The 26367-nt window shown below is 68.4% G+C and carries 24 protein-coding genes and 1 pseudogene; 11 read left to right on the top strand and 14 right to left on the bottom strand.

What is annotated here, in order from left to right:
* Window positions 1–119 precede the first annotated feature (119 nt).
* Window positions 120–1001 carry a LysR family transcriptional regulator gene (locus tag CFB52_RS16935; RefSeq protein ID WP_059576269.1) on the bottom strand — a complete coding sequence of 294 codons (882 nt, stop codon included), beginning with the start codon at window positions 999–1001 and terminating at the stop codon, window positions 120–122.
* 127 nt (window positions 1002–1128) lie between these two features.
* On the opposite strand from CFB52_RS16935, the gene CFB52_RS16930 reads away from it, so the two are divergent.
* Window positions 1129–2166, top strand: a complete 1038-nt coding sequence (locus CFB52_RS16930) for an aldo/keto reductase (RefSeq protein WP_059576272.1) — start codon at window positions 1129–1131, stop codon at window positions 2164–2166.
* Window positions 2167–2285: 119 nt separating this feature from the next.
* Here CFB52_RS16930 and CFB52_RS16925 read toward each other — a convergent pair whose 3' ends face one another.
* Complete coding sequence (locus tag CFB52_RS16925; protein ID WP_179231754.1) at window positions 2286–2705, bottom strand: type II toxin-antitoxin system VapC family toxin; 420 nt, start codon at window positions 2703–2705, stop codon at window positions 2286–2288.
* Complete coding sequence (locus CFB52_RS16920; protein ID WP_059638851.1) at window positions 2705–2956, bottom strand: type II toxin-antitoxin system Phd/YefM family antitoxin; 252 nt, start codon at window positions 2954–2956, stop codon at window positions 2705–2707. The genes CFB52_RS16925 and CFB52_RS16920 overlap by 1 nt, the downstream gene beginning before the upstream one ends.
* Window positions 2957–3133: 177 nt before the next feature.
* Here CFB52_RS16920 and CFB52_RS16915 point away from each other — a divergent pair, with 177 nt between their 5' ends.
* From CFB52_RS16915 to CFB52_RS16895, 5 genes are all read left to right on the top strand, one after another.
* The gene (locus CFB52_RS16915) at window positions 3134–4144 is read left to right on the top strand and encodes a hypothetical protein (protein WP_099317002.1); all 1011 of its coding nucleotides are present in this window, start codon (window positions 3134–3136) and stop codon (window positions 4142–4144) included.
* Between the two features lie 381 nt (window positions 4145–4525).
* Window positions 4526–5230 carry a cysteine hydrolase family protein gene (locus CFB52_RS16910; protein ID WP_099317001.1) on the top strand — a complete coding sequence of 235 codons (705 nt, stop codon included), beginning with the start codon at window positions 4526–4528 and terminating at the stop codon, window positions 5228–5230.
* 75 nt (window positions 5231–5305) lie between these two features.
* Complete coding sequence (locus CFB52_RS16905; protein WP_099317846.1) at window positions 5306–6217, top strand: LysR family transcriptional regulator; 912 nt, start codon at window positions 5306–5308, stop codon at window positions 6215–6217.
* A 526-nt stretch (window positions 6218–6743) separates the two neighbouring features.
* The gene (locus CFB52_RS16900; RefSeq protein WP_099317000.1) at window positions 6744–7553 is read left to right on the top strand and encodes a TlpA disulfide reductase family protein; all 810 of its coding nucleotides are present in this window, start codon (window positions 6744–6746) and stop codon (window positions 7551–7553) included.
* Window positions 7554–7618: 65 nt separating this feature from the next.
* Window positions 7619–8470: an ion transporter gene (locus CFB52_RS16895; RefSeq protein WP_099316999.1), complete on the top strand. Its 852-nt coding sequence runs from the start codon at window positions 7619–7621 to the stop codon at window positions 8468–8470.
* Window positions 8471–8524: 54 nt separating this feature from the next.
* Here the strand turns inward: CFB52_RS16895 and CFB52_RS16890 are convergent, their stop codons facing one another.
* The 10 genes from CFB52_RS16890 to CFB52_RS16845 form a co-directional block, all read right to left on the bottom strand.
* Window positions 8525–9187, bottom strand: a complete 663-nt coding sequence (locus tag CFB52_RS16890; RefSeq protein ID WP_059576287.1) for a MarC family protein — start codon at window positions 9185–9187, stop codon at window positions 8525–8527.
* Between the two features lie 148 nt (window positions 9188–9335).
* The gene (gene arsN2 / locus CFB52_RS16885) at window positions 9336–9788 is read right to left on the bottom strand and encodes an arsenic resistance N-acetyltransferase ArsN2 (RefSeq protein ID WP_099316998.1); all 453 of its coding nucleotides are present in this window, start codon (window positions 9786–9788) and stop codon (window positions 9336–9338) included.
* A gap of 112 nt (window positions 9789–9900) precedes the next feature.
* Window positions 9901–10623, bottom strand: coding sequence for an arsenical resistance protein ArsH (gene arsH, locus CFB52_RS16880; protein ID WP_099316997.1), 723 nt, complete (start codon window positions 10621–10623; stop codon window positions 9901–9903).
* Window positions 10620–11717 (bottom strand): ACR3 family arsenite efflux transporter, encoded by a 1098-nt coding sequence (gene arsB / locus CFB52_RS16875; protein ID WP_099316996.1) that lies wholly within the window; start codon window positions 11715–11717, stop codon window positions 10620–10622. The genes arsH and arsB overlap by 4 nt, the downstream gene beginning before the upstream one ends.
* Window positions 11718–11780: 63 nt before the next feature.
* Complete coding sequence (locus CFB52_RS16870; protein WP_099316995.1) at window positions 11781–12275, bottom strand: arsenate reductase ArsC; 495 nt, start codon at window positions 12273–12275, stop codon at window positions 11781–11783.
* 22 nt (window positions 12276–12297) lie between these two features.
* Entirely contained in the window at window positions 12298–12645 is a 348-nt protein-coding gene (locus CFB52_RS16865; RefSeq protein WP_059576298.1) for a helix-turn-helix transcriptional regulator, read from the bottom strand.
* 113 nt (window positions 12646–12758) lie between these two features.
* Window positions 12759–13775 carry a serine protease gene (locus CFB52_RS16860; RefSeq protein ID WP_099316994.1) on the bottom strand — a complete coding sequence of 339 codons (1017 nt, stop codon included), beginning with the start codon at window positions 13773–13775 and terminating at the stop codon, window positions 12759–12761.
* A 175-nt stretch (window positions 13776–13950) separates the two neighbouring features.
* Window positions 13951–14667 (bottom strand): outer membrane protein, encoded by a 717-nt coding sequence (locus CFB52_RS16855; RefSeq protein ID WP_099316993.1) that lies wholly within the window; start codon window positions 14665–14667, stop codon window positions 13951–13953.
* A gap of 107 nt (window positions 14668–14774) precedes the next feature.
* Window positions 14775–15434: a response regulator transcription factor gene (locus CFB52_RS16850; RefSeq protein ID WP_099316992.1), complete on the bottom strand. Its 660-nt coding sequence runs from the start codon at window positions 15432–15434 to the stop codon at window positions 14775–14777.
* Entirely contained in the window at window positions 15431–16873 is a 1443-nt protein-coding gene (locus CFB52_RS16845) for a sensor histidine kinase (protein ID WP_099316991.1), read from the bottom strand. The genes CFB52_RS16850 and CFB52_RS16845 overlap by 4 nt, the downstream gene beginning before the upstream one ends.
* A 445-nt stretch (window positions 16874–17318) precedes the next feature.
* On the opposite strand from CFB52_RS16845, the gene CFB52_RS16840 reads away from it, so the two are divergent.
* The 5 genes and pseudogenes from CFB52_RS16840 to CFB52_RS16825 all read left to right on the top strand — a co-directional run bounded on the left by CFB52_RS16840 (window position 17319) and on the right by CFB52_RS16825 (window position 25371).
* Window positions 17319–18131, top strand: coding sequence for a winged helix-turn-helix domain-containing protein (locus CFB52_RS16840; protein ID WP_059638842.1), 813 nt, complete (start codon window positions 17319–17321; stop codon window positions 18129–18131).
* Window positions 18132–18198: 67 nt separating this feature from the next.
* On the top strand, window positions 18199–21195 hold the full coding sequence (locus CFB52_RS16835; protein WP_099316990.1) for a sensor histidine kinase: 2997 nt from the start codon (window positions 18199–18201) through the stop codon (window positions 21193–21195).
* 200 nt (window positions 21196–21395) lie between these two features.
* Window positions 21396–21956 (top strand): annotated as a pseudogene (locus CFB52_RS35380) (ESPR-type extended signal peptide-containing protein); the annotation flags it as partial.
* 48 nt (window positions 21957–22004) lie between these two features.
* Complete coding sequence (locus CFB52_RS16830) at window positions 22005–24458, top strand: YadA family autotransporter adhesin (protein ID WP_373680971.1); 2454 nt, start codon at window positions 22005–22007, stop codon at window positions 24456–24458.
* A gap of 217 nt (window positions 24459–24675) precedes the next feature.
* Window positions 24676–25371 carry a response regulator transcription factor gene (locus tag CFB52_RS16825; protein ID WP_099316988.1) on the top strand — a complete coding sequence of 232 codons (696 nt, stop codon included), beginning with the start codon at window positions 24676–24678 and terminating at the stop codon, window positions 25369–25371.
* A 90-nt stretch (window positions 25372–25461) separates the two neighbouring features.
* On the opposite strand, the gene CFB52_RS16820 is transcribed toward CFB52_RS16825, so the two are convergent.
* Entirely contained in the window at window positions 25462–26187 is a 726-nt protein-coding gene (locus CFB52_RS16820) for a response regulator transcription factor (RefSeq protein WP_099316987.1), read from the bottom strand.
* Window positions 26188–26367 lie beyond the last annotated feature (180 nt).

The following is a 26367-nucleotide window of genomic DNA, read 5'->3' as shown; positions in this document are numbered from 1 at the left end:
GGGCGCGCTTTCGGCACGTGATGTGGGTCGCCACGCGCCGACATCGGGCACCGATGCAATCGCAGCGATATCGCCGCCGCAACCGCTCGCCGCTCGTACGCGGCGCAAGCAACGTGCCGCTACGCCAGCGCCTGCGCGAGCCTGTCGATCAACGCCCGCACGCGCCGCGGCTGCGCGACGCCGCCCGGATAGACGATCTGCAGATCTACGTCGCCCGGCGAGAACGCGCCGAGCACCTCGACGAGCGCGCCCGACGCCAGATCCCGCTCGATATCGACCAGCGACTTCAGCGCGATACCGTGCCCCGCGACGCACCACGCACGTACGAGCGCGCCGTCGTTGGCGACGCGCCGGCCGCGCACCACCACGCGCTTCAATGTGCCGTCGATGCTGAACGGCCATTCGGCATACAGATCCTGGCCGAAGCGCATCACGATGCAGTCGTGTTCGGCGAGTTCGTCCGGATGCCGTGGCGTGCCATGCGCGGCGAGATACGCGGGCGACGCGCACACCGCGCGCCGCGCCCGGCCGAGCGAGCGGCTGCGCAACGAGCTGTCGGCCAGCGTGCCGCGGCGGATCGCGAAATCGAGCCCGAGTCCGACGAGATCGACATATCCGTCGCCGAGATGCAGGTCGACCGTCACGCCCGGATGCTCGGCCAGGAATGCGTCGACGATCGGCACGACCCGCTCGCGCCCGAGATCGGCCGGCGCGCTGAGCCGCACGGGCCCCGACAGCGTCTGCATGCCCAGCCGCACACGGCTTTCCAGTTCGTCGGCCTCGGCCAGCAGGCGTCGCGCGCCGTCCACCAGCGTGCGCCCCTCGTCGGTCAGGCTGATCGCGCGCGTCGTGCGCGTGAGCAGCGCGGCGCCGTAGTGGCGCTCGAGCGCCGTCAGCCGTTCGGACACCGTGGCCGGCGACAGGCCGACCTCGCGGCCGGCCGCGGCCAGCCCGCCCTTCTCCACGATGCGCAGGAACAGCGCGAGGTTGTCGAGCAGCATTGTTCGCTCCATCCGAAGGATATTTTCGCCATCTTCCGGATTATCTGGAAAAGCCGCAAACGGTACAGTGATCGCGTGACGATCGACACGCGGCCGCGCCGCGCTCACACGACGAAAGGAAATGCACATGGAATACCGTACGCTCGGCCGCTCCGGCCTCAAGGTCCCCGCCCTGAGCTTCGGCGCCGGCACCTTCGGCGGCACCGGCCCGCTGTTCAGCGCATGGGGCAATACCGGCGTCGACGAAGCGCGCCGCCTGGTCGACATCTGCCTCGAAGCCGGCGTCAACCTGTTCGACACGGCCGACGTGTATTCCGACGGCGCGTCCGAACGCGTGCTCGGCGCCGCGCTCAAGGGGCGCCGCGACCAGGCGTTGATCTCGACCAAGACGGGCCTGCCGACCGGCGACGGCCCGAACGACGCGGGCACGTCGCGCGCACGGCTGGTGCGCGCCGTCGACGACGCGCTGCGCCGCCTCGACACCGACTACATCGACCTGCTGCAACTGCACGCGTTCGATGCGAGCACGCCGGTCGAGGAAGTGATGTCGACGCTCGACGATCTCGTGCGCGCGGGCAAGCTCCGTTATATCGGCGTGTCGAACTTCGCCGGCTGGCAGATCATGAAGTCGCTCGCGGCGGCCGACCGGCACGGCTGGTCGCGCTACGTCGCGAACCAGGTGTACTACTCGCTCGTCGGCCGCGACTACGAATGGGACCTGATGCCGCTCGGCGCCGATCAGGGCCTCGGCGCGCTGGTGTGGAGCCCGCTCGGCTGGGGCCGGCTCACCGGCAAGATCCGGCGCAACGCGCCGCTGCCCGAACGCAGCCGCCTGCATGAAACGGCCAGCTACGGGCCGCCGGTCGACGACGCGCGCCTGTACGACGTGGTCGACGCGCTCGACGCGATCGCGGAGGAAACCGGCAAGACGGTGCCGCAGATCGCGCTGAACTGGCTGCTGCAGCGGCCGACCGTGTCGTCGGTGATCGTCGGCGCGCGCGACGAGGAACAGTTGCGGCAGAACCTCGGCGCGGTCGGCTGGGCGCTGACCGATGCGCAGATGGCGACGCTCGATGCGGCGAGCGCGGTGGAAGCGCCGTATCCGCATTTCCCGTATCGCCGGCAGGCAGCGTTCGCGCGGCTCGATCCGCCGATGCGCGGGTAAAGGGCAACGCTGACGCGGCGGCGCGACTCGTCGGTCGCGCCGATGTTCGATGCCCGCGAAGACGACTGCGACCAGCGGCAGAATCCGATTTCGCCTCGGGAGCAAGTTGATCTATTCGCTCAATCCCACGGATTCAGAATCGCGACACCGGTTTCAACAAAACCGGCAACGTTGCGCGTCACGACCGTCATGCCATGCACGATCGCCGTCGCAGCAATGAGCGCGTCCCGCTCGGATCGCCGGTCCGGCACATGGAGCCGTGCGCATCGTTGGGCGACGGCGGTATCGACCGGTAACACGCGCCCAGCGAACTCGGGCAGCACGTGCCCGTCAAGCCATGCCCTGAGAAGCGCCCCCTGTTCCGTGCCTCTGCGCTCGACCTGCAAGACACCGGTCTCCAGCTCCATGATCGTGATGGCCGAGACAAACAGCACCGACGCATCGACGGTCGAACACCAGGCCGCCACGTTCCTGTCCGCCTTGCCCGCCCGCACTTTCCGGAGTTCCGAAACCACGTTGGTATCAAGAACGAACATCATCAGAAGCCGACCTCCTTGATTTTGACGTTTGCGCGCGGCGGGTCGAACTCAATGTCCTCGACACCCGGCATAGCGAGCGAGTCGGCAATGTTGCGCCGCTGCCGGGTGAGACGCTGGTATTCCTCGAAACTCAGCAGCACATGGGCCGGCCTGCCGCGGTCGGTGATGAACACGGGGCCATCCTTCGTCGCCTTCTTTGCCTTGGTCACGTCCTGGTTGAGCTCACGACTCGAGAGGGTGGTGATGGTCACGATGGACTCCTGGAAGCCATATATGTAGGTATGTTGCTACAAAATGTGAATCCGTGTCACTCCTCGCCCTGTGCGCCGGGATTCCTCGCGATATCTGTAGCAACGTCCTACAGTTACGAGAAACAACCGCACCGCATCCCCTGCTCGGCGATGCGCACCCGAATCCGAGGACTGCCCATGCCGAGTATCTTCGCCGCACCCGCCAATGCCCCGCCGGGCCCCGTCGCGGCGGAAACGCGCATGGTGCACGACGTGGCGACGCTGAAGCCGTCCGACTACCGCTCGGCGGACGGCGCGTCGTGGGTCATCTCGACCATCACGCCGGCCGCTGACAGCGGCGCGAACGTCACGGGCAACACGTATTTCGACACCGCGAAAGGACGCACCGTCCCGGTACCCGACGCGCGCCGCCGCTATGCGAATCGCGGCACGTGGCAGGTCGTCGCGAGCGCGAGCCCCGCCGTGCCCGCGGCGGGCCGCTACGACTGGCTCACGCTCGCGTGGCTGCCGATCAACCGGCGGCCGCCGCCGCAAACGCCCGAGCATCTGTATTCGCCGTTCATTCGCGGCGGCACGATCGTCTATCGGTGGAATCCGGCCGCCGAAGGCGGCGAGCAGTTCGGCAACGTGCGGATGATCTTTCCGGAGTGGGCGCGGCAGGTGGCCGACGCGTTGCGGTCCGCACCGGCCGCGACGCAAGACGGTGTGTCGTCGGCGTCGCAACCGGCACTCGAGCGCCTGAAAGCGGACACGAATCCGATGACCGCCGTACTCGACTTCGGCGATGCGCTGCGCGAGGAACCCGCGGAGCGGATCGTTGCCCGGCTGCCTGCGCTGCTGACGGTGGAAGACCCGCGTGAACTATCGGCGATCGTGTTCCTGTGCCTGTCCGCCGCGCGCGATGAAGACCGGCCACGCTTCGTCGACACGATCAACGCGACGATCGCGGGAACCGACGACCGCGCGCGCCTGCTGGCGATCGCGTACGGCGCGTTCGCCGCAGGACGAACGCAACCGGTTCCATTCGGCGACAAAGCGCTGAATACGTTCGTCAACGATGTGTTCGGTGCGCTGAAACGGCGGACGACGGCACTCGGCATACCGGTCACGCAAGGGTCGCCGTGGTACGCGTTCTTTACCGCGTATCGGCTCGGTGAGGCGGAATCGGGCAACGGCTCCCGACGCTGACGGCATCACGCTTCGCACTTCCCGCTTCCCGCAAGCCTGCCTGTCTATCAAAAAGCCGCCGCTGCTTGCGGCCGCAACGACGGCCGGCGCTTACGCCGCCTTTCGCTTGCGCGTGTCTCCTGCGTTCGATAAGACCCGCCTCACGGGAATTCCCGCCTGAATCAGCCGGGACCGAGTGATCGATGCGCGCCCGTTTTTTATCCTTGCATGACGCACCGACGGACAGACCAAGGGCCTGTCGTTCGCACAACGCATCGCCAGGCCGCAGTCCCGCGCGATTCGTTCGCCGTCCGCACAGGTGATGTTTTCCCGGCGGTGGCGCGTATTCGCGGCGACGTCCCTATAGTTCGAGGCACTCGACATTTCCACAGGAGCCCCGTCATGTTTGCATTCTCGATCCGTAACCTCGCCCGCTACGCCGTCCTCGCGTCCGCCGCCACCATGCTGCCGACCGCCGAAGCCGCATCCAGCCTGCCCGCCACGCCGACGATTCGCGCGATGGCCGGCGCGCAACCGATCGACCATCTCGACCCGAAGACGACCGCGCTCGTCGTCATCGATTTCCAGAACGAATACCTGAACGGCAGGATGCCGATCGCCGACGTCCAACAGGCGATGGCCAACGCGAAGCGCCTGATCGACTTCGCGGACCGCAACGGCATGCGCGTCTACCAGGTCCAGCACGTCGCGCCGGCGGGCTCGGCGTTGTTCGCACTCGGCGGCAAGACCGTCGAGTTCATTCCGGAAATGAAGCCGCGCGCGCAGGACACCGTCGTGCAGAAGGAAACGGTCAGCGTGTTCGCGAGCACCGATATCGACAAGCGCCTGAAGGCGGACGGTATCAAGACGCTGGTGATCGCGGGCCTGATGACGCACGCATGCGTCGCCGGCGCCGCCCGGGATGCCGCGCCGCTCGGCTACGGCGTCGTGGTAGCATCGGACGCCTCTGCGACGCGCGCCATCGCACGCGCGAACGGCCAGTCGATCGACAAGGACACGCTGCACCGCGCCGCGCTCGCCGAGATCGAGGATACGTTCGGCGACGTGAAGACGACGGCCGACATCCTCGCCCTGCCGCTGCGCTGATCGTTCGCCGCACCGCATCCGCCGATGCGGGTGCGGCGGCCCGATCACCGTTTCTTCCGCGAACCGGAGCCCGACATGGATCAACTGCTCGCGATGCGCGTCTATCGGAGCCTCGTCGAAGCAAAAGGATTCTCGGCCGCGGCCGATCGCCTCGACACGACCCATTCGACCGTATCGCGCCAGTTGAAACTGCTCGAAGCCGGCCTGGGCGTGCAGCTCGTCAACCGCAACACGCGCCATTTCTCGCTGACACCCGCCGGCGAGCGCTATTACGACGCATGCGTCGAGATTCTCGAGCGCGTCGCGGCAGCGGCGGAGAGCGTGACCGATACGCCCGGCCAGCCGTCGGGCGTATTGCGCGTCAGCATGCCGCTGTCGGTCGGCACGCTGGAAATGCCGGCATGGCTGCCCGCGTTCCGCACCGCCTACCCCGACATTCGCCTCGACGTGTCGTGCAGCGACCGCTTCGTCAATCTGATCGGCGAAGGGTTCGACGTCGCGCTGCGCATCAGCGGCGAACTGCCGGACTCCGATCTCGTCGCGAAAACCCTGGCGATCTCCGACGAAATTCTCGTCGCGGCGCCGGACTATGTCGCGCGCCGCGGCCTGCCGCGCACACCCGCTGAACTGGCGAAACACGATCTGCTCGCCTACAGCGGCGGCGACGACCGGATCAGTTGGCGCGTCACACCGCCGAGCGGCGCACCGGTCACGGTGCGGCTCGACGGCCCGCTGCGCATCGATGCGATCACCGCGTTGCATGCGGCCGCGCTCGGCGGCCTCGGCATCGGCGCCTTCACGCACCACACGGTAAGCAACGACATCGCGCACGGGCGGCTCGTCCCGATCCTGCCCGGCCATACGCTGGCGAAGCGCCGCTACTACGCGCTGTATCCGAAATCCCGGCACGTGCCGCCGAAGGTGCGTGCGTTTGTCGACTTCGTCGCCGCGCTTTACGGCACGCATGCCGGCGGCGACGGCCAGTGAGCAAGCGATCGACAGCCGCCCGCGGATACGCCGGGGCAGCCGAGACGGGCGTCATGTCGCGAACGCGTGAATGCCCTGTGCTCGCATCTGGCAGCGTTCCTATTCCGTTAAACCAGCCGATATACACCGGAGTGCGGCCGCGCCCACCGACCGCCACAAGGCATTCACGCGTGCACGCACGACGCTAAAAAAAGCGGCCGCTCGCGAGCGGAGCGGCCGTCAAGGAGAGATCCCTGTGCGGGATACCGGCGGACACCACACCAGACCGGCAAGCATATTGTTGATGAACGGCACGCTGCTGACCATCGGCCCCGTCTGATTCGCTGCACGCCGGCGTGAACGGCATGCAATCCCGGGCTACCCCGCCTGGCGCCTGTCGCTTTCCGCAACACGCCGTTACGTTCCGGAAAGGAACCCCATCCGCGGCAACCGGTCGAAACGCCGCACGACCGCCGACGGCTCGATCGCCGCGGCGGCCATCCGCCTTTCCGCCCCGCTCGATCACGTCCATCATTCTTCCTGCCTCATGCTGAGCATCGGTCCCTTCTCGATCCGCGTCGTCGCGGTAGCCGTCGCCGCGCTGCTGGCGTGGCTCGTCGCGCGCTTCATCCAGCGCCGTCCGCCGGACGGGCATCACAAGAGCGCGTCGAGCCTGATCCTCGACGTGCTGCTGCTCGGGCTGATCGCCGCTCGGGTCGGTTACGTCGCGCAATGGTGGCCGGACTATGCGGCGACGCCGCGCGCGATCGTCGCGCTCGGCGACGGCGGCTTCGACGCGCGCATCGGTATCGCGGCCGCGCTGGTGTTCGCCGGCTGGCGCCTGCGCCGCCTGCCCGCGCTGCGTCGGCCGGTGCTGGCCGGCATCGTCGCGGGCCTCGGTGCGTGGGGTATCGCGCAAGGCACGCTCGCGACGTTGCAGCGCGGCGCGCCGCCGCTTGCCGCGATGCCGCTCCAGGCGCTCGATTCGACGCCCGTGTTGCCGGCGGGCTTCGTCGGCAAGCCGGTCGTCGTGAACCTGTGGGCGACGTGGTGCGCGCCGTGCCGCCGCGAGATGCCGATCCTCGCACAGGCGCAGCGCGACCATCCGGGCATCACGGTGCTGATGCTCAACCAGGGAGAAAGCGCGCAAGCGGTGCGCGCTTTCCTCGAACAGCAGCACCTGCGCTTCGATCACGTGCTGCTCGATCCTTCGCTGCACGCAATGCATGCGTATGGCTCGCGCGGGCTGCCGACCACGTTGTTCTTCGACGCGAAAGGCGAACTCGTGGAATCGCACATGGGCGAACTGACCCCCGCCCGGTTGAAGGACACCATTACGCAGCGCTTCGCGCAGTAGCCCGCAACGCAGGAATCAGACCTGTCCGATAGGCCGGGCGATACACGGCCCGTACACTCGGGCCCATGATTTCGCTGATCCAGTCCGCCTTCGATACGGCGCGCGATGCGGTCGCGCACGTCGCGCGCCGCCCTTCGTTCCTGCGCAAGCTCGACATCGCCGTGCTCGCGCTGATCGTCGCGAGCGTGCTCGTCGTGATGGCCGACAGCGTGCAGGAGTTGCACCAGCAATACGGCCACGCGCTCTACGCGGCCGAATGGGCGTTCACGCTGCTGTTTTCCGCCGAGTACCTGCTGCGCCTCTGCACCGCGAAGAAGCCGGCCGCGTATGCGCGCAGCTTCTTCGGCATCGTCGATCTCGTGTCGGTGCTGCCGACCTACCTCGCGTTCTTCTTCCCGGGCCTGCACGCGCTGATCGACGTGCGGCTGCTGCGGCTGCTGCGCGTGTTCCGCATCCTCGGGCTGTCGATCTATCTCGAGGAAGGGCAGATGTTGATCCGCGCGCTCACGCGTGCGCGGCGCAAGATCTTCGTGTTCATCGGCGGGATGTTCGTGCTCGTCGTGATTCTCGGCACCGTGATCTTTCTCGTGGAAGGGCCGGAGCACGGGATCACGAGCATTCCGGTGGGCGTCTACTGGGCGGCCGTGACGATGAGCACGACCGGATACGGCGACCTGACGCCCGTCACGCCGCTCGGCCGGTTGATCACGTCGTGCGCGATTCTGCTCGGCTACGGGATCATCGCGTTCCCGACCGGGATCATGGGCGCGGAGCTGGTCGCGTCGGCGCTGGAGCACAAGCGGGCCGGCAAGGGCGACATATCCTGTTGCCCGCATTGCGGCGCCACGCTCCCGTCGCATGGGGAAACCGATGCGGCACCGCGCGGGCGCGCGGATGTGCATCGAAACGACACGTAGCCGACATTGCCGCCGGCCTCGAAAGCAGGCCACGACGACGCCCCTTCATCGCGCCTACCCGCCCAGCGTCTGCACGAACGCGGCCACTCCCGTCAGCATGATCTGCACGCCCACGCACAGCAGCAGGAATGCGGAGACGCGCATCGCGACCTTCGTCCCTTCGCTGCCGAGATAGCGCGCGAGCGTCGTCGCGCGGCTGTAGATCTGCCAGATCGCGAACGCGACGAGCGCCGCGACCGCCGCCGATACGACCCCCGACAACAGATAGTCGCTCGCCGTATGCGCGCGGTTCGCGTGCAGTGCGATGCCGGCCGCGATCGAGCCCGGGCCGATCGTCAGCGGCACGGTCAGCGGAAAGAACGCGCGCGACATCAGCTTGTGCAGGTCATCGCCGTGCGCGGCGGCGTCGCCGCCGGCCGGTACGTCCGGCGCGTTCAGCATCGACCAGCCGGCCACGGCCACCGCGAAGCCGCCACCGATCCGCAGCGCCTCCATCGATATTCCGAAGAAATTCAGCACCGGCGCGCCGGCGAAGAAAATCACGAGCAGCGTGGCGAAGACGTTCGTCGCGAGCCGCTTCGACAGAATCGCGCGCTCGGCTTCGGTCAGCGATTGCGTGCGCTCGAGAAACACGAATGCCATACCGACCGGATTGATGATGCCGATCAGGCCGGTGAAGCCGAACAGGATTTCAGGGATCAGACGGTCGAGCTGCATCGATCGTACTCTCCGGTAACGAACAGGAATAAAAAAGCGGCCAGTCGGGAAGACCAGCCGCGAAGAGGAGATATCTCCATGATCCGGCACACGGGGGTGTGCCGGGCCGCAGAACCTGAATTGTCGGGAATATGAACCGGGAAGGAAATCAGCCACGTCCGATTTTTGCGTCGCAGATCATCAGCATCGCGACGGCCGACCCCGGACAGACGCCCTGAAACTGGCTGGACGCCAGCAACGGCGCGGGCACCGCCTCGCGGGCGATACGGACGAAGCCTTGCGTGACGAAGTAGTCTTCCGCCGTCGTGGTCAGCAGCGCGACCGACTGGACGGCACGCGCGCGGCATTCCGCGAGCAGGCGAGCCACCAGCATCCGCCCGACGCCGGCGCGACGCGCGTGTTCGACGACAGCGATCGAACGAATGAGCGCATGGCGTCCGTGGAGCTCGATTCCACCACACCCAACGATGCCGGATGCCGCGTCGGCAACGATGAAATGCGGCAGATGTACGGCAACGCCCGCAATCGGCAAACCGCTGGCACGAAGGAGCGCCTCGATCGAGGTCAGATCGGATTCGGTCGCTTGACGAAGAAGTACCATGGTTCCACTCCCGGTTTGCCGTGACATTCCGCGAATCCAGCACACTCGCGCAAATCCGACGCGCCGCGCCGGAATGCGCCGGAGCGCCCCGGCGTTCATTCAATGGCCAATGCTAGATACGCGCTTGATTGACGCGCTTCGACAGTTCCTCCGCGCTTTCCTTCCGCTCGCTGTACCGGTCGACCAGATAGGGGCCGACGTCGCGCGTGAGCAGCGTGAACTTCACCAGTTCCTCCATCACGTCCACCACGCGATCGAAATACGCGGACGGCTTCATCCGCCCCGCTTCGTCGAACTCCGTGAACGCCTTGGCCACCGACGACTGGTTCGGGATGGTCAGCATGCGCATCCAGCGCCCGAGCACGCGCATCTGGTTCACCGCGTTGAACGACTGCGAGCCGCCGCTCACCTGCATCACCGCGAGCGTCTTGCCCTGCGTCGGCCGCACGGCGCCGACAGACAGCGGAATCCAGTCGATCTGCGCTTTCATGATGCCGGTCATCGCGCCGTGCCGTTCCGGCGAGCACCACACCATGCCTTCCGACCACATCACGTGCTCGCGCAGCTCGACCACTTTCGGGTGGCTCTCCGGCGCATCGTCCGGCAGCGGCAATCCGCTCGGATTGAACATGCGCACCTCGGCGCCCATCGCCGTGAGCAACCGCGCGGCTTCCTCGGTCAGCAGACGGCTGAACGAACGCTCACGCAGCGAGCCGTACAGAAGCAGGAACCTCGGCGAATGAGTCGATGGCGCCGCGGGCCGCAGGTGCGCGACGTCCGGCACGTGAAACAGCGTGGCGTCGAGTTGCGGCAGGTCTTTCAGGGAGTCGGTCATGGGGCGGTTCTCTCGTGATCTCGGGCCCGGCACTCGTACCAGCCCTTCGACCGGTTGACGACACGCACGACCAGCAGCATCACCGGCACCTCGATCAGCACGCCGACGACGGTGGCCAGCGCCGCGCCGGAATGAAAACCGAACAGGCTGATCGCGGCCGCGACCGCCAGCTCGAAAAAGTTGGATGCGCCGATCAGCGCCGACGGGCAGGCCACGCTGTGCTTTTCGCCCACCGCGCGATTGAGCCAGTACGCGAGCGCCGAATTGAAGAACACCTGAAGCAGGATCGGCACTGCAAGCAGCGCGATCACGAGCGGCTGCCGCAGGATCGCTTCGCCCTGAAACGCGAACAGCAGCACGAGCGTGGCCAGCAGCGCGGCGATCGACCACGGGCCGGTCTTCGCCATGGCGGCGTCGAACGCCGCCTGCCCCTTCGCGAGCAGCATCTTGCGCCACAGCTGCGAAAAGATCACCGGAATCACGATGTAGAGCACGACCGACGTGAGCAGCGTCGCCCACGGCACCGTGATGGCCGACATCCCCAGCAGCAGGCCGACCAGCGGCGCGAATGCGATCACCATGATGCTGTCGTTCAGCGCGACCTGCGACAGCGTGAACAGCGGATCGCCGCCCGTGAGCCGGCTCCAGACGAACACCATCGCCGTGCACGGCGCCGCGGCCAGCAGGATCAGGCCCGCGATGTAGCTGTCGAGCTGGTCGGCCGGCAGCATCGGCGCGAACAGATGGCGGATGAACAGCCAGCCGAGAAACGCCATCGAGAACGGCTTGACGAGCCAGTTCACGACGAGCGTGACGCCGATGCCTCTCACATGCCGACGCACCTCGTGCAGCGCGCCGAAGTCGACCTTGACCAGCATCGGGACGATCATCACCCAGATCAGCAGCCCGACCGGGAGATTGACCTGCGCGTACGCCATCCGGCCGATCCGCTGGAACAGGTCGGGCAGCACCTGGCCGAGCGCGACGCCGGCGAGGATGCACAGTGCGACCCAGATCGTCAGGTAGCGTTCGAAGAAGTTGATGGAAGGCTTTGCGACAGCCTTGCCCGGCGGGGCGACGTTGGATGTGTTCATCGGACAGGTTCAGCCTCGAAGTCGTTGGCGCTCGCGCGTTTCGGCAGACCGCCGCGCAAATGATCAGGTTTGCGAGATCGCGGTCAACGCCGTCTGGAGTTCGGCATGGCTCATGCGGTCCAGCGGCAGCGCGAGCAACTGCAGCATGCGATAGCCGATCGCCTGACGCGTGAGTTCGAACGCGCGGCGCTTGCCTTCGTCACCGCCCGTCGCATTCGACGGATCGGCGTAACCCCAATGGACTTTGACCGGGCTGCCGGGCCAGTACGGACAGGTTTCCGCCGCCGCGCCGTCGCACACGGTGATGACGACGCGCATTTCCGGCACGCCGTCGCCAACGAACTCGTCCCAGCTCTTGCTGCGGTATCCGGCCACGTCGACGCCGGCGTTCGTCAGCGCCTCCAGCGCGAACGGATTGAGGCGACCGCTCGGCGCGCTGCCGGCGCTGTAGGCACGCACAGCCTTGCCGAGCTTCGCGGCCCAGTGATTGAGCATGCCCTCGGCCAGCACGCTGCGTGCCGAGTTGTGGGTACAGAGGATCAGGACGTTCGTGGTCATGGGCGGGGCACGCGAATGCGCTTCAGGATTGCCGGTTGCGGTTGCTCTTTGCCGACGGCGAACAGACGGAAACCGGCGAACACGGATTCCCGCCGCAACAGTTCTCCGTGAGATAGCCCAGCAGCCCGTTCATCGTGTCGAAGTTCGCGCAGTAGAAGACGAAGCGGCCTTCCTGGCGGCTGGTGACGAGCTGCGCATGAGCGAGCTCCTTCAGGTGAAAGGACAGCGACGATGGCGGCACGTCGAGCAGCGTCGCGATCCGGCCGGCCGGCATGCCTTGCGGCCCGGCCTGCACGAGCGCGCGAAAGACGGCAAGCCGGGATTCATGCGCGAGCGCCGCAAGGGCGGCAATGGTCTGGTTCGTTTCCATTTTTCGATAATAATCGAAATATGGAAACCAGGAAAGCGACGCCGAACCATGGCGTCGCCGGAATGGTCTGCCCCCAAGACGACGCGCGCCGTGCCCGCGCGCGACGTGTGCCGTCAGCGCCCGATCAGCCGCGTGTGACTCGGCAACGCGACCGTGAGATCGGTGTCGCCCGCTGCCGGCCGCGACACGTCACGCGTCGTGGCAAGCCATTGCGCGAATTCGGCGGCGGTCATGCCGACGGCCTCGGCCGAACTCGATGCGGGAGTGCCCGCCGGCTCGCCTGCCGCGTGTGCGGCCCGTTGCGCATGCGTTGCCGCACCACGAGATGGCGGGGCCGCCGGCGCGTTCGACGCCGCGTCCGGCGCCTTTTTGCCACGCGACATGGCGGCAGGCTTCGCCGCCGAACGCGCGGCGGCGGCAACCGGCTTCGAGGTGACCGGCGATGCGGGTTCGGCATCCGGCGCCGCGGCTTGCGCCACGACGGCATCCGATGCGATCGCCATCGCCACGGCCACCGGCGCATCGCCCGACGGCGCGCGGCCGGCATGCAGCGCACGCGATGCCGCGGATGCCGCTTCCGCAGCTTCCACCGCGACAGCCGCCGGACGGGCAACCTCGCCGTCCGCGGCCGTCGCACGATCGGCCGGCACGATCGCCACTTCGGCCGCCCTGCCGGTCGCCTGCGCCACCTGCGTCGCGGCAACGGCCGCCGTCGGCGCCGCCAGGATCGCCGCCGAATAGACGGCGCCATGCTCCGCCGCGTGCTGACGTTCATCGACGAAATGCGTCGCGAAAACGCACGTCGCGCCGAACAGCGCGCACGCCATCAGCGTGAGCCGCCAGTGGCGGCGCAGCGGGTGCGGCCGGACCCATGCCCGGTTATCCGAACCGAAATCCTCCGCACGCACCGCCTTCTCGGCCTTGCGCGACTTCGTTGCGTGAACAACTATGTCGGTTTGCCCGGCCGCGGGCATCGCCGCGCGGCGCGTGCCCTTCAGGTCGAACACGTTCGGTTTCGGCCGCCGGCTCGCCACGAACGGCCGGCGCCGCCGGCCGTACGGCGGCGGCACATCCGAGAACGGATGCGCGAGCGGAATCGCGTAATGGCCGGTGATGTCCTGCATGCTCATGATGTCGACGACGCATTGCGCGACATCCGCCGCGGCAATCCGTGCTCCCGTAGTTGAACGAATGACCCCGAGTATCGCCGTCGCGCCGGTTTCGGTAAATCGGACTGCGTTACCTTCGGTCCGGACGGTAGTCGGCCTGGTCCTACCGATGCGCGGCCGGCCCGGCGGACGGCACTTAGAACCGGCCGCGCAAGCCGATGAACACTTCGTTCGACGACAGCTTCGACTTCAGTTGTTCGTCGCGCGCGTTGACGCGGTTCGCGAACGTGTTGAAGCCGGTCTCGACGTTGCCCATGTCGACATAGCGATACCCGAGGTCGATCGAGAAGCGCTTGTTGATCGCATAGCTCACGCCCGCGCCGGCCGAATACGCGAGATTGGTCTGCGTCTTCGACGCGAAGCGGCGCGTGTCGTTGGTCTGCCAGCCGTCGGCCGACACGATCGCGACGCCGATGCCGAGCGTGCCGTACACGGAGAAGCCGCGGCCGAGATCGAAGTCCTTGTAGCCGTTCAGCATCAGGCGCTGCGCCGACACGTGGAATTCGTTCGCGTTCGCGTCGAACGGCGCCCAGTAGCTGGTGAAGTTGTTGGTGCGCTTGAACACGTATTCGCCTTCCGCGCGCCAGCCATTGCCGAACTGGTAGCCGAGGCCGAGCGAGCCGGTGACGTTCGAGCCCGTCTCCGGGCCGCCGACGCGGCTCGTGACGCGCGGGCTCGTCAGCTCCATGTTCACCGCGTTGTCGAACGCGCCGATGACGCGGCCCGTCGCGTAGTAGCCGGCGTCGCCCGGTTCGGCGGTCTTCTTCGTTTCCGGCGCGGCGACGGTATCGGCAAAAGCGGCGCCCGAGAACAGCAGGGCCAGCGTGGAAGGCACGGCAAAGCGCTTGATCATGATGAATCGAATCCTTGACGATGGATGACTGGTCGGAGAAGCCCCCATCGTAGGAATCGCGCCGCGATCGTTGAACCCGTTCGGCTACGGGTTGCGCCTCCGTAGCGCTACGGAGGCGCCATGCGATGCGATGGAAGCGCCGAGCCCGCGAGCGCCGCGTAATCGCGCACGAGTTCGACGAGCGACGCGGCCCGCAGCTTGTCGAACACGTTCGCGCGATAGGTCTCGACGGTCCGCGGCGACAGCCCGAGCACGCGCGCAATCTCCTTGTTGCTCCAGCCGCGCACGATGCCGTCGAGCACTTCCCGTTCGCGCGCGCTCAGCGTCGCGATACGGGCCGCGCGCGTCTGGCCCGCATCGTCCTGCCCGCGTTGTACCGCCTGCCGGCGCAGCGCCTGCTGAACCGTATCGATCAGCTCGTCGTCGTCCACCGGCTTGCGCAGGAAATCGAGCGCGCCGCGCTTGAACGCGCGCCGGCACGCATCGACGTTGCCGTGGCCCGTCATCACGATCACCGGCAGGTCGCGTCGCGCACGCAGTGCGTCGAGTGCGTCGAGGCCGCTCATCCCCGGCATCCGGATGTCGAGCAGCACGCAGCCGAGCGCCGGGTCGTCGGCATCGGCAAGAAACGCCGGCGCGTCCGGATAGCAGCGCGTCGGCACGCCCACCGTGCGCAGCAGCAACGCAAGCCCGTCGCGCACGGCTTCGTCGTCGTCGACGATCGCGACGGCCGCTGCGGCAGGCGCCGAATAAGGCGAGCCATTCATGCGGCCTCCTCTGCCAGCGGCAACGACAGCACGGCCTCGACACCGCCCGACGGCAGGTTGCGCACCGTCAGCGCGCCGTCCTGGCGCTGCGCGAGCGTGTCGCACAGCGGCAGCCCGAGGCCGAGCCCGCGCGCCCGCGTCGTGAAGAACGGTTCGAACAGGCGCGGCAGCGCGTCTTCCGGCACGCCGGGGCCGTTGTCGACGACGCTGAAGCGGTAATGCCGGCCGACGCGCGCGCCGCTCACGCGGATCTCGCCGCGCGACGTGCCGGCCCCGGTACCGGCCAGCGCATCGCGCGCGTTCCGGATCAGGTTGTGCAGGATCTGCTCGACCGCGATCGGCTCGGCGAACGGCCGCTCGCGCGGCGCCGCGTTGTGCCAGCCGAGCGCGACGTGCTCGCGCGCGCATTCGTCGCGGTACAGGAACAGCAGCGTGTGCATGATCGCGTCGGGATCGAGCGCGCGGCGCTCGCCGCCATGCGCGGTGGCGACGGCTTCGCGCATGCGTTCCAGGATCGCGGCCGCGCGCTTCGCCTGCGCGACGCTCGTCTGCAGCGCTCGCCGCACGCTGTCGCGCTCGTCGGGTTGATCGAGCAGGCGTTCGGCCGCACGCACGTGGCTGACGATCGCCGCGAGCGGCTGGTTCAGCTCGTGCGCGAGGCCCGCGGCCATTTCGCCGAAGGTATCGAGCCGGCCGAAGCGGTCGAGCCGCGCGCGGGCATCCTCGCGTCGGCGTGCCTCGCGCAGCCGCCACGCGACGAGCGCACCCGCGACGAGCAGCGCGGCCACGGCGTTCCACAACGCGATCGGCAACCACGGCAGATCGGCGGCCGTCAGCGTGCGCGTGGTGTGCAGCACGAATGCCTGCGGCTGCGCGGGCAAGCGCTTCTCCAGACGCATCGTCCAGCCGGGCAGTGGGCTGCCGGACGCACGCGACAGCAAGTCGATACGGCGATCGCGCACCGCCAGCGCCGCCGATGAAATCGCCGACGACCAGTCGCCCGGCGAGATCATCTGGCGCGGATCGACACGCACGGCCCAGCCGGAATTCGCCACGAGCCAGTACGCGGCGGCGCCGTCGAACACCAACGCGAACGGTTTGCCGGGCGTCGGCCGCGGCGGCTCGGCCGGCGCCGGTCCGCCGTCGGTTTGCCAGCCCGCGCCGGCGCGCCAGTACGCGAGCCCGTCGACCTGCGGCATCCGCTCGCGCAGGCTGTCGAGCATGTGCGCCGGCGGCGCGGCCAGCGACGACGCGCCGAGCGTCGCGAGGATCGCCTCGTGCTGCGCGGCCTTCTGCGCGAGCAGACGGATGGCGATGCTCGAATCCTGGAAGAAGCGGTTGTACGCGTCGGCGACGGCGCGCGACACGACGAACGCGGTGCCGGTCAGGCTGAGCGCGAGCCACGCCAGCAGCGCGACGAGTCGGACGGAAGGTTTCATGGGCAACGAGGATTCGGCAACGGATGACAGATGGCACGCAGCGCGGCGCACGGCCCGCGCGATGCGGCGAACGCGGAGAAGCCGTCGCGACGTCGCACGCGATGCGCTCCATTGTCGGCAACTCCGCATGGCCTGTGGTCCGAATGCCGTTATGTTTCCTGTCAGACCGGTCCCAAACATGCGCTTTCCGTGGCAGCGGCGCGCAGTTTCGGACTGGACTGATTTTCTTCAGACTCCGAAACGACCACAATCGGCCTGCTTGTTCTCCGTCTCCAGGAGATCAGGCTCCATAGTCGATACTTTTCCCGCCCTCTCCGGCGGGACTTTTTTTGGACGGCATCACGCCACTCCCTGCCCGGAGCCTTCCGGCCATGATCCCGCTTCTTTCCCTCCGGTCGCGAACGCACGCCACCACCGCGCCGCACCGGCTTCGCCCGCTCGCACCGTGACCGACGCCCCTTCGACCGCGATCGCGATCCTGACGATCGACCATCCGAGCCGCGGCATGTTCGACGACCGGCTGCGCCGCGCGGGCCATGGCTACGATCGGCTGCGCATCGACGACATCCTGCGTCGCGCCGGCTACCGGCCGTTGCGCTTCGAATATCTGACCGATCTGCTCGCGGCCTGCGACACGCGCGCGTTCGATCTCTTCATCGTGCAATGCGAAACGGCCTGCCGCCGCACGACGGACGCGATCCGCGCGCTGCGCGCGCGTTTCGCCGACACCGTGGCGATCGTGTCGATCAGCCAGCGCGATGCGGATCTCGCGCAATCGGCGTGTTTCGTGGCCGGTGCGAACGAGCATCTGCCCTACGCCGCGTCGCCCGACGCGCTGATCGGCAGCATCGCGACGTGGCTGCGCTGGTCCCATCACCGTGCGATCCATCATCGCCACTGGCGGATCGGACAGTTCGAGTTCGATACGGCCGCGCGCAGCGTGACCGTCGCCGGCCGCGAGCACGTGCTGACCGAGAAGCACTTCCAGATCGCGACCGCGTTCTTCCTGAACATGGGCCGCGCGCTCGATCGCGCGCACGTGAGCCAGCTCGTGTGGGGCTCGCTCGTCGCGTCGCAAAGCCGGCGGCTCGACACGCACGTCGCGTATCTGCGCGACCGGCTCGAACTCGACGGGCGGCACGGCGTGCGAATGATGACGATGTACGGCTTCGGGTACCGGCTCGTCACGTGCGAGCCGGACGAACCGCCCGGGCCGGACCCGCGCCGGGCCGACGGCACGCGCGCCGCGCAACCCTGACGGGCAGCGTTGCGTACCGATCGGACTCCATTATCATGGGGGCACCTTGGCCGACCGCCCCGCCCCGATGGACCACCGCGCCGCACCCGATCGATCCCGCCTCGCCGCCGGCCCGTCCGCCGATCCCACGCCGGCCGGCCGCCGCCAGCGCGCGCTGCTGTATGCCGGCGGCGCCGCCGTGACCGTCGCGATCCTGCTCGCCAGCGGGCTGATGCTGTACACGATGGCGAGGGAAGCGATCCAGGAGCGCTATACGGGGTTCGGCGTGCGGCATTTTCTCGTCCAGTTCGAATTCAAGCTGCGCACGACGGGCATGGACATGCTCACCACCCACGACGAAAGCGTATGGCACACGCGCGCGGCCGATCCGGCCGCCGTCGCCGCGCTGGCCGCCGGAAACGGGCGGCTCGAACTGCGCGACAACCCGCGATTCCCGTCGATGCTCGTGCTCGCCGACCTGTCGCCCGAGCGGCCGGCCGCGTCCTATGCGCGCTATCTCGCGATGGCGAGCGACATGAGCTACCGGGTCGGCGCGTACGTCGCGAAGCAGGACGCCGGCCGGCCCGTGGCCGGCTACGCGTACAGCCCCGACCGCCGCTTCGCGATGGTGATCCCGAGCCCGGAACCGGGCACGGCCCCGGCCGAACCGGCGCCCGCTCCCGCGTCGGCGCTGCTGGCCCAGGTCGCCGCCGATCTCGATACGCCCGCGCCGCGCCGGTTCGTGTGGCATGCGCCGACCTACGACCCCGTGCAGCGCCGCGATGTGTTCCGAATCGTCGGCGCCGCCTACGACAACGGCGTGCCGCTCGAAGTGCTCGTCTCGACGCTGCCTGTGGACGTGCTGCGCGCGCGGCTCACGACCGACGTCCCGACCAACGCGGCCATCATCGCGAATGCGCACGGCGACACGCTGCTGCGCGTCGGCGCCGCCGAGCACGACGCGGCGACGGTCGCGGCACTCCAGCGTCTCGCGGCACACACGCGCCCGACGGGCGGCAACGGCATGCGCGCCGCTTACGGCGACGGCCTGTTCGCGCTGAGCCAGCCGATTCCCGACACCGGCTGGACGCTCGTGCAGGCGTTCTCGCTGCGCTCGCTGCTCGCGGCGATCGGCGCGCGCGCGGGCGGCTACGCGGCGATCATGCTCGCCGCGATCGCGCTCGTCTGGTGGCTGCTGGTGCGTTTCGACCGCCGCGTGCTGAAGCCGGACGAAGCGCGCCGCCGCCGCGTGATCGACAGCGAGAACCTGAACCGCACGATCGTCGAGGCCGCGCCGTCCGGCATCGCGCTGCTGTCGCTCGCGGACGGCGCGGTGCTGCTGCAGAACGACACGATGCGCGACTACGACGCGCGCCGCGCGGGCGGGCCGTCGCTGCCGGCGCGGCTGCTCGAGCGCTTCGACCGCTCGGCCGATACCGGCGCGTGGCAGTCGGGCCTGCATGTGTCGCTGCCCACCGCCGACGGCAACGCGGTCGATCTGCTCGTCAATCTCGTGCGCACGCGCTACCGCGACGCGGACGTCGTGCTGTGCAACTTCTCCGACATCACGTCGCAGAAGAACGTCGAACGCGCGCTCGACCACGCGCGGCAGGCGGCCGACGCGGCGAACAACGCGAAATCCGCGTTCCTCGCGACGATGAGCCACGAGATCCGCACGCCGCTGAACGCGATCCTCGGCAATCTCGAACTGATCGGGCGCGAGCCGCTGGCGGACACGCAGCGCGAGCGGCTGCATACGGTCGAGGGCGCGTCGTCGGTGCTGCTCGACCTGATCAACGACATCCTCGACCTGTCGAAGATCGAGGCCGGCCAGATGACGATCGAGGCGATTCCGTTCGATCTCGCCGACACCATCCGGCAGACCGGCGCGATGTTCGAGCCGCTGGCCGCCGCGAAAGGGCTGCAATTCGACGTGTTCGTCGACGATGCGCTGGCGCCGCGCTATCTCGGCGATCCGACGCGCATCCGGCAGATCGCCGCGAACCTCGTCGGCAACGCGATCAAGTTCACGAACCACGGCGAGATCACGCTGGAGGTGTACCTGCGCGACGACGCCGATCCCGCGTCGCCGATCGCGATCGGCGTCAGCGACACGGGCATCGGGATGACCGACGAACAGCGCGCGACGCTGTTCCGCCCGTTCACGCAGGCCGATACGTCGATCACGCGGCGCTATGGCGGCACGGGCCTCGGGCTCGCGCTGACGAAGCAGCTCACGCAGATGATGCACGGCGCGATCGACGTGAAGAGCGAAGCCGGCCACGGCAGCACGTTCGTCGTCACGCTGCCGCTGCAGGCGGCGACAGGCGAGCAGATCGCCGCGCAGGACGCGGCGCGCGCCGACGATGCCGCGTTGCCGGCCGTCGCCGCGCGCGTGCTGGTGGTCGACGATCATCCGGTGAACCGCAAGTTGCTGCAGGGGCAGCTCGTCACGCTCGGCTATGCGGCGGACGCGGCCGAGGAAGGCGCGGCCGCGCTGCGGTGCTGTACCGATACGCGCTACGACCTCGTGATGACCGACCTGAACATGCCGGGCATGGACGGCTATACGCTGGCCCGCGTGCTGCGCGCGCAGTATCCGGGCCTGCCGGTGGTCGCGGTCACCGCGCATGCGAGCGCGGCCGAGCATGCGCGCTGCGCGGAAGCCGGGATCGTCGCGGTGCTGGTGAAACCGGTGCTGCTCGACATGATCGACCGCACCGTGCGGCGCTTCGCGAAGGGTGCGGCCGCAAGCCGGCCCGCGCAAAACGCGCTGGTCGATCTGGCCGAAGGCCCGTTGCCACCGGACGTGCACGAACTGTTCGGCGACACGCTCGAGCGTTCGCTCGCGGCGATTCGCGATGCACTCGCGCGCGGCGACGTGCCCGCGCTGCGGGCGGAGCTGCATTCGCTGCGCGGCGCGTTCGCGACGATCCACGAGCATGCGGTGGCCGACGCGGTGCGCGACATGCAGGATGCCGTGCAGGCCGGCGATCCGGCCGTGCTCGACCCGCTGGTCGACCGCACCGAGCGCCTCGCGCGCGACACGCTCCGGCGGCGCGCGGCGCAAGCGCCGCAAGCCTGATCGGCCGCCGTCCGCGACTGTCTTTCCTTCCCTCTCGGCTCCTTTCACGGCCACCCGTCGCGGCGGCCCGTTCGTGCGTTCACGCGTGTAGGACACGCCCTACAAACATCGCATCTCGAATAGGTTTTGGACGACAGATTCGGACGAGGCCGATCCATACCATGGACTCATCAACCTGACGAACTGAAAGGAGTGGGTCAATGAACAAGACGTATCGCAACATCTGGAACACGGCGACGGGCACCTGGACGGCCGTAGCGGAAACGGCGCGCTCGCGCTCGAAGGGCTCGGCGCGCGCGGCGCGCCAGGCCGTGGCGGCGCTCGCGCTGGGCAGCGCGTCGATCGGCGGCGCGTTCGCGGCCGACGCGTGCACGACCGAGGACGGGAAAGGCGGTTCGCTCGATGCGGCCGGCGTGTGCAAGGCCACGGCTTCGCGCACGATCGGCACGGATGCGATCGGCACATTCGCCGGTCAATATTCTTATGAAGCAGGGACCGGCGCAAACGCGTCGGGCGACTATGCCGTCGCGGTAGGGGTGAATGCAAAGGCAACCGCCGGACAAGCGACAGCGATTGGTGAGAATGCGAATGCGGCGGCTCTTTTGGGCACTGCGCTCGGGCAGAATACTAATGCAACGGAAGCGAGGGCGACTGCGCTCGGCGCCTACGCGCAAGCCACTGCCGCGCGAGCAACGGCCGTGGGAGCCACAGCCGTCGCGTCGGGCGAACAGACTAACGCGATTGGCTTCGGGGCCAGTGCGAGCGCAGACAGGGCAATAGCATTGGGAAGTTATTCCCGCGCAACGAATGTGGATGCAGTCGCAATTGGCACCGGATCCATCACGGACCGTGACAACACCGTCTCCGTCGGCTCCACCACGCTGCGGCGCCAGGTCGTCAACGTCGCCGCCGGTACGCAAGCCAACGACGCCGTGAACGTTGCGCAGCTCTCGCCGGCCGTGACCGCACTCGGCGGCGGCGCGACCATCAACCCGACGACGGGCGCCGTGACCGGCCCGACGTACACGCTCGCCAACGGCGGCAGGCAAACGACGGTCGGCGGCGCACTCGGCGCACTCGACGGCGCGCTCACGACCGCCAACGGCAACATCGCACGCAACACGGGCGACATCACGACGATCAACAGCAAGCTCGCCACGGTCGTCACCGACGATTACGTGAAGGTCGACACGACGTCGGGCGCCACACCCGCACAAGCCGGCGCCAGCGCGCTCGCAGTCGGTGCAAACGCGCAAGGCACCGGCACCCGGGCAACGGCCGTCGGCAACAACTCGGTCGCGAGCGACGCGAATAGCTCCGCGTTCGGCACGGGTGCGACGGCTTCGGGCGGCGCGAGCACCGCCATCGGCGCATACGCGTCCGCCACGGGTTATCACGCATCGGCACTTGGCGTGGCTGCTATCGCATCGGGATCGGAATCCGTTGCGATCGGCACCAGCTCGCGTGCCGATCGTGACAACAGCGTGTCGGTCGGTTCTTCCACGCTGCAACGCCAGATCACCAACATGGCCGCCGGTACGCAGGGCACCGACGCCGTGAACGTTGCGCAGCTCCAGCCGGTCGTGGACGCACTCGGCGGCGGCGCCACCATCAACCCGACAACGGGCGCCGTGACCGGCCCGACGTACACGCTCGCCAATGGCGGCACGCAAACGACGGTCGGTGGCGCACTCGGCGCGCTCGACGGCGCGCTCACGACGGCCAACGACAACATCGCACGCAACACCGGCGACATCGCCGACCTGGCCAGCCAGATCGGCAGCGGCACGGTCGGCCTCGTGCAGCAGGCCGGCGCGGGCGCGAACATCACGGTCGGCGCGAACACCGACGGCGCGGCCGTCGACTTCACCGGCACGGCCGGCGCGCGCAAGCTGACCGGCGTCGACGGAGGTGCGGTCACGGCCACCAGCAAGGACGCAGTGAACGGCTCGCAACTGCACGGCGTGTCGGACAGCGTTGCATCGGCCATCGGCGGCGGCTCGACCGTGAACGCCGACGGCTCGATCTCCGCACCAAGTTTCACGGTCGGCGACGGCAGCGGCGGCACGACCACGGTTCACTCGGTCGGCGACGTGGTGACGAACCTCGACGGCCGTGTGACGACGACCGAAGGCGCGGTGGCATCGCTGGCCGACCAGCTCGGCAACGGCACGGTCGGCCTCGTCCAGCAGGCCGGCCCGGGCGCGAATCTGACGGTCGGCGCGAACACCGACGGCGCGGCGGTGAGCTTCGCCGGCACGGCCGGCGCACGCAAGCTGTCGGGCGTCGCGAACGGCGTGAACGACGACGATGCGGTGACGATCGCGCAGTTGAGGGCAACCGGCCTCATCGACTACACGGGCAAGGAGATCGCAGCCGTCACGTATGACGACATCTCGCTCGGCAGCGTGACTTTCGGCGGTTCGAGCGGCACGAAGCTGCTCAACGTCGCGCCGGGCCTGATCGCGGCGGGCAGCATGGAAGCCGTGAACGGCGGCCAACTGCACGACCTCCAGGAGCGGTTCGCGCAGGAATACGCACGACTCGACGGCCGGGTCGGTGACCTCGAAACCGGTGGCGGTTCGGGCGGCGGCGGTGGTGGCGGCAACGACAACGTCGGCCGCGGCACGGGCGGCGACGGCTCACTCGTGGTCGGCGACGGCTCGGTTGCGTCGGGCGAGAACAGCACGGCGGTCGGCCAGGGCGCGGTGGCGTCGGGCAACAACGGCTCTGCGGTCGGCCAGGGCTCGGCGGCCAGCGGTTCGAACAGCTCGGCCATCGGCCAAGGCTCGGTCGCATCGGGTTCGGACAGCACGGCCATCGGCCAGGGTTCGAAAGCGACCGGCAACGGTTCGGTGGCGATCGGCGCGGGCTCCGTGGCGGATCGCGACAACAGCGTGTCGGTCGGCTCGGCCGGTCACGAACGCCAGATCACGAATGTCGCGGACGGCACCGCACCGACCGACGCCGTGAACGTGCGTCAGCTGGATCAGCGTTTCGGCGAAACGAACCGGATGATCAACGACGTCGCGAAGAACGCGTACGCCGGTGTCGCGGCGGCGATGGCGATGCCGAACCTGACGCCGTCGCAGCCGGGCAAGACCGTCGTCGCGGCCGGCGCCGCGAACTACAAGAGCGGCTCGGCGATCGCGGCAGGCGCGACCTACCGGACGCGCGACGGCAAGTGGCTGATGAACGGCGCCGTGTCCGTCACGTCGACGGGCGACGCAGGCGTGCGTGCGCAGGTCGGCTACGAGTTCTGACCGGACGGCTCCGCGTCGCGCGGAGCCTCGACCCGAAGCGGGGGAGCGATCCCCCGCTCGTTCGGCCGACGGCCGGTGACGGTTCCGCACGAGCCGCCACCGGCCGTCGGCGCAACGGCTTCGCGTGCGGCCGGCTTGCACGCCGCACGCGCAGCCGTTCGCACCGATCTCCACCGCGCGGCGCCCACTGCGCGCCGCAACATGCAGGTACACCGACATGCCAGGAAATTTCCCCATCCGCATCGTGATCGCCGACGACCATCCGGCGGTCGTCATCGGCGCACGTTACGAACTGTCCGCGACGAATACGCTCGCGGTGGTCGCGACCGCCGGCAACTCGACGGAACTGATGGAAGCGCTCGCGAGCCATCCATGCGACGTGCTCGTCTCCGACTACGCGATGCCGGGCACCGAATTCGGCGACGGCCTCGCGATGTTCACCGCGATCCTGAAGCGACACCCGAATCTGCGCATCGTCGTGATGACGATGATGGAGAACGCGGTGGCGCTGCGCGCGCTGATCGAACTCGGCATCGCATGCGTGGTCAGCAAATCCGATATGACGAGCCACCTGACGATGGCGATTCACGCGGCCTATACGAACGGCCGCTACCTGTCGCCGTCGATGGACCGGATCCTGCGCGCCGCCGGCAACACGGGCGGCAAGGCGCCGGCGTTGTCCGCGCGTGAGCTGGAAGTGATTCGCCTGTTCGCGTCGGGCCTGTCGGTCAACGCGATCGCCGATCAGTTGAGCCGCAGCAAGAAGACGATCAGCACGCAGAAGAGTTCGGCGATGCAGAAGCTCGGGATCGAGCGCGACGTCGATCTGGTCCGCTACGCGATTTCGTGCGGGCTCGTGTCCGATTACGGTTACGCGACGACGCTGCCGGCCCTCGACGACCATCCGCGCTGACGGTACGACCACCATTCCGGCGCACGGCCGGCCACGCCCATGGCTCGGATGATCGCGCGCCGGGTTCTGCCGATGCGCGAGGCGCGCCGGTCAGTCCGGCTCGGCGCGCCCTTTCTCCTCTCCCGCCTGCTCCGCCGCCTTGCCCTCGCCGCCCGACGCGGCGACGATGCCATTTTCCATCGCGTAGCGCAGCAGGTCGATATCCTTTTCCACGCCGAGCTTCTGCATCGCGCGCGCCTTCTGCGTGCTGATCGTCTTCTTGCTGCGGCTGAGCTTGTCCGCGATCTCGTTGACGGTCATCCCCGACGCATACAGCCGCACGACCTCGATCTCGCGGCTGCTCAGGCTCGGCGCCTGGTCGACGATCCGCGCGCTCGAATGCGCGGACAGCGTGCGCACGACTTTCTCGACCGACGGCGAGTAATAGGTGCCGCCCGTGGCGGCCGCATGCACGGCCGGAATCAGGTGATCGACCGCATCCGATTTGCTGACGATGCACGCGATGCCGAGCCGCACGAGCGCGCCGACCACCGCCGCGTTGTCGAGCATGGTCAGCACCACCAGCTTGACGTCCGGGTAGTTGCGTTGCAGGTAGGAGAACAGCGCGATGCCGTCGCCGTGCACGTTGTCGGGCATCGCGTAGTCGGATACCAGCACGTCGCACACGTTCGCATCGAGCAGCGCGATCAGCTCGGTCGAATTGCCGGCCGTGCCGGTGAGCCGGATCGTCGGCACCGACGAAAGCCCATGCTGAACGCCGACGAGCAATGCCGGGTGGTCGTCGGCCAGTACCACACGTATCTGATAGCTTCCCATAGTCGTCCGAGTGTTCACCGCTGTCGCGGGCGGCCGAACGGCTGCCCGATGGCCGGCGACGGCGCGTGCGCGCCGTTCTTTCTGGATCGTAATTGGGCGCTAGTTTCGCATGAAACCGGGGCCGGCCGCCAAGGCCGGACGGGAGCAGCCCGCCGCGCGGCGCGCCGCCAATGAAAAAAG

Source organism: Burkholderia sp. AU18528 (assembly GCF_002223215.2).
In the GTDB taxonomy this organism is placed as follows: domain Bacteria; phylum Pseudomonadota; class Gammaproteobacteria; order Burkholderiales; family Burkholderiaceae; genus Burkholderia; species Burkholderia semiarida.
This window is presented reverse-complemented; position numbering and strand designations above follow the sequence as displayed.

Coding starts and splice junctions, on each gene's coding strand:
- CFB52_RS16930 (WP_059576272.1), top strand. CDS start 1,129: ATGGAATACCGTACGCTCGGCCGCTCCGGCCTCAAGGTCCCCGCCCTG.
- arsH (WP_099316997.1), bottom strand. CDS start 10,623: ATGACCGACTCCCTGAAAGACCTGCCGCAACTCGACGCCACGCTGTTT.
- CFB52_RS16860 (WP_099316994.1), bottom strand. CDS start 13,775: ATGAGCATGCAGGACATCACCGGCCATTACGCGATTCCGCTCGCGCAT.
- CFB52_RS16935 (WP_059576269.1), bottom strand. CDS start 1,001: ATGCTGCTCGACAACCTCGCGCTGTTCCTGCGCATCGTGGAGAAGGGC.
- CFB52_RS16925 (WP_179231754.1), bottom strand. CDS start 2,705: ATGATGTTCGTTCTTGATACCAACGTGGTTTCGGAACTCCGGAAAGTG.
- CFB52_RS16850 (WP_099316992.1), bottom strand. CDS start 15,434: ATGAATGGCTCGCCTTATTCGGCGCCTGCCGCAGCGGCCGTCGCGATC.
- CFB52_RS16895 (WP_099316999.1), top strand. CDS start 7,619: ATGATTTCGCTGATCCAGTCCGCCTTCGATACGGCGCGCGATGCGGTC.
- CFB52_RS16900 (WP_099317000.1), top strand. CDS start 6,744: ATGCTGAGCATCGGTCCCTTCTCGATCCGCGTCGTCGCGGTAGCCGTC.
- CFB52_RS16905 (WP_099317846.1), top strand. CDS start 5,306: ATGGATCAACTGCTCGCGATGCGCGTCTATCGGAGCCTCGTCGAAGCA.
- CFB52_RS16910 (WP_099317001.1), top strand. CDS start 4,526: ATGTTTGCATTCTCGATCCGTAACCTCGCCCGCTACGCCGTCCTCGCG.
- arsB (WP_099316996.1), bottom strand. CDS start 11,717: ATGAACACATCCAACGTCGCCCCGCCGGGCAAGGCTGTCGCAAAGCCT.
- CFB52_RS16855 (WP_099316993.1), bottom strand. CDS start 14,667: ATGATCAAGCGCTTTGCCGTGCCTTCCACGCTGGCCCTGCTGTTCTCG.
- CFB52_RS16865 (WP_059576298.1), bottom strand. CDS start 12,645: ATGGAAACGAACCAGACCATTGCCGCCCTTGCGGCGCTCGCGCATGAA.
- CFB52_RS16870 (WP_099316995.1), bottom strand. CDS start 12,275: ATGACCACGAACGTCCTGATCCTCTGTACCCACAACTCGGCACGCAGC.
- CFB52_RS16890 (WP_059576287.1), bottom strand. CDS start 9,187: ATGCAGCTCGACCGTCTGATCCCTGAAATCCTGTTCGGCTTCACCGGC.
- arsN2 (WP_099316998.1), bottom strand. CDS start 9,788: ATGGTACTTCTTCGTCAAGCGACCGAATCCGATCTGACCTCGATCGAG.
- CFB52_RS16845 (WP_099316991.1), bottom strand. CDS start 16,873: ATGAAACCTTCCGTCCGACTCGTCGCGCTGCTGGCGTGGCTCGCGCTC.
- CFB52_RS16915 (WP_099317002.1), top strand. CDS start 3,134: ATGCCGAGTATCTTCGCCGCACCCGCCAATGCCCCGCCGGGCCCCGTC.
- CFB52_RS16835 (WP_099316990.1), top strand. CDS start 18,199: ATGGACCACCGCGCCGCACCCGATCGATCCCGCCTCGCCGCCGGCCCG.
- CFB52_RS16825 (WP_099316988.1), top strand. CDS start 24,676: ATGCCAGGAAATTTCCCCATCCGCATCGTGATCGCCGACGACCATCCG.
- CFB52_RS16820 (WP_099316987.1), bottom strand. CDS start 26,187: ATGGGAAGCTATCAGATACGTGTGGTACTGGCCGACGACCACCCGGCA.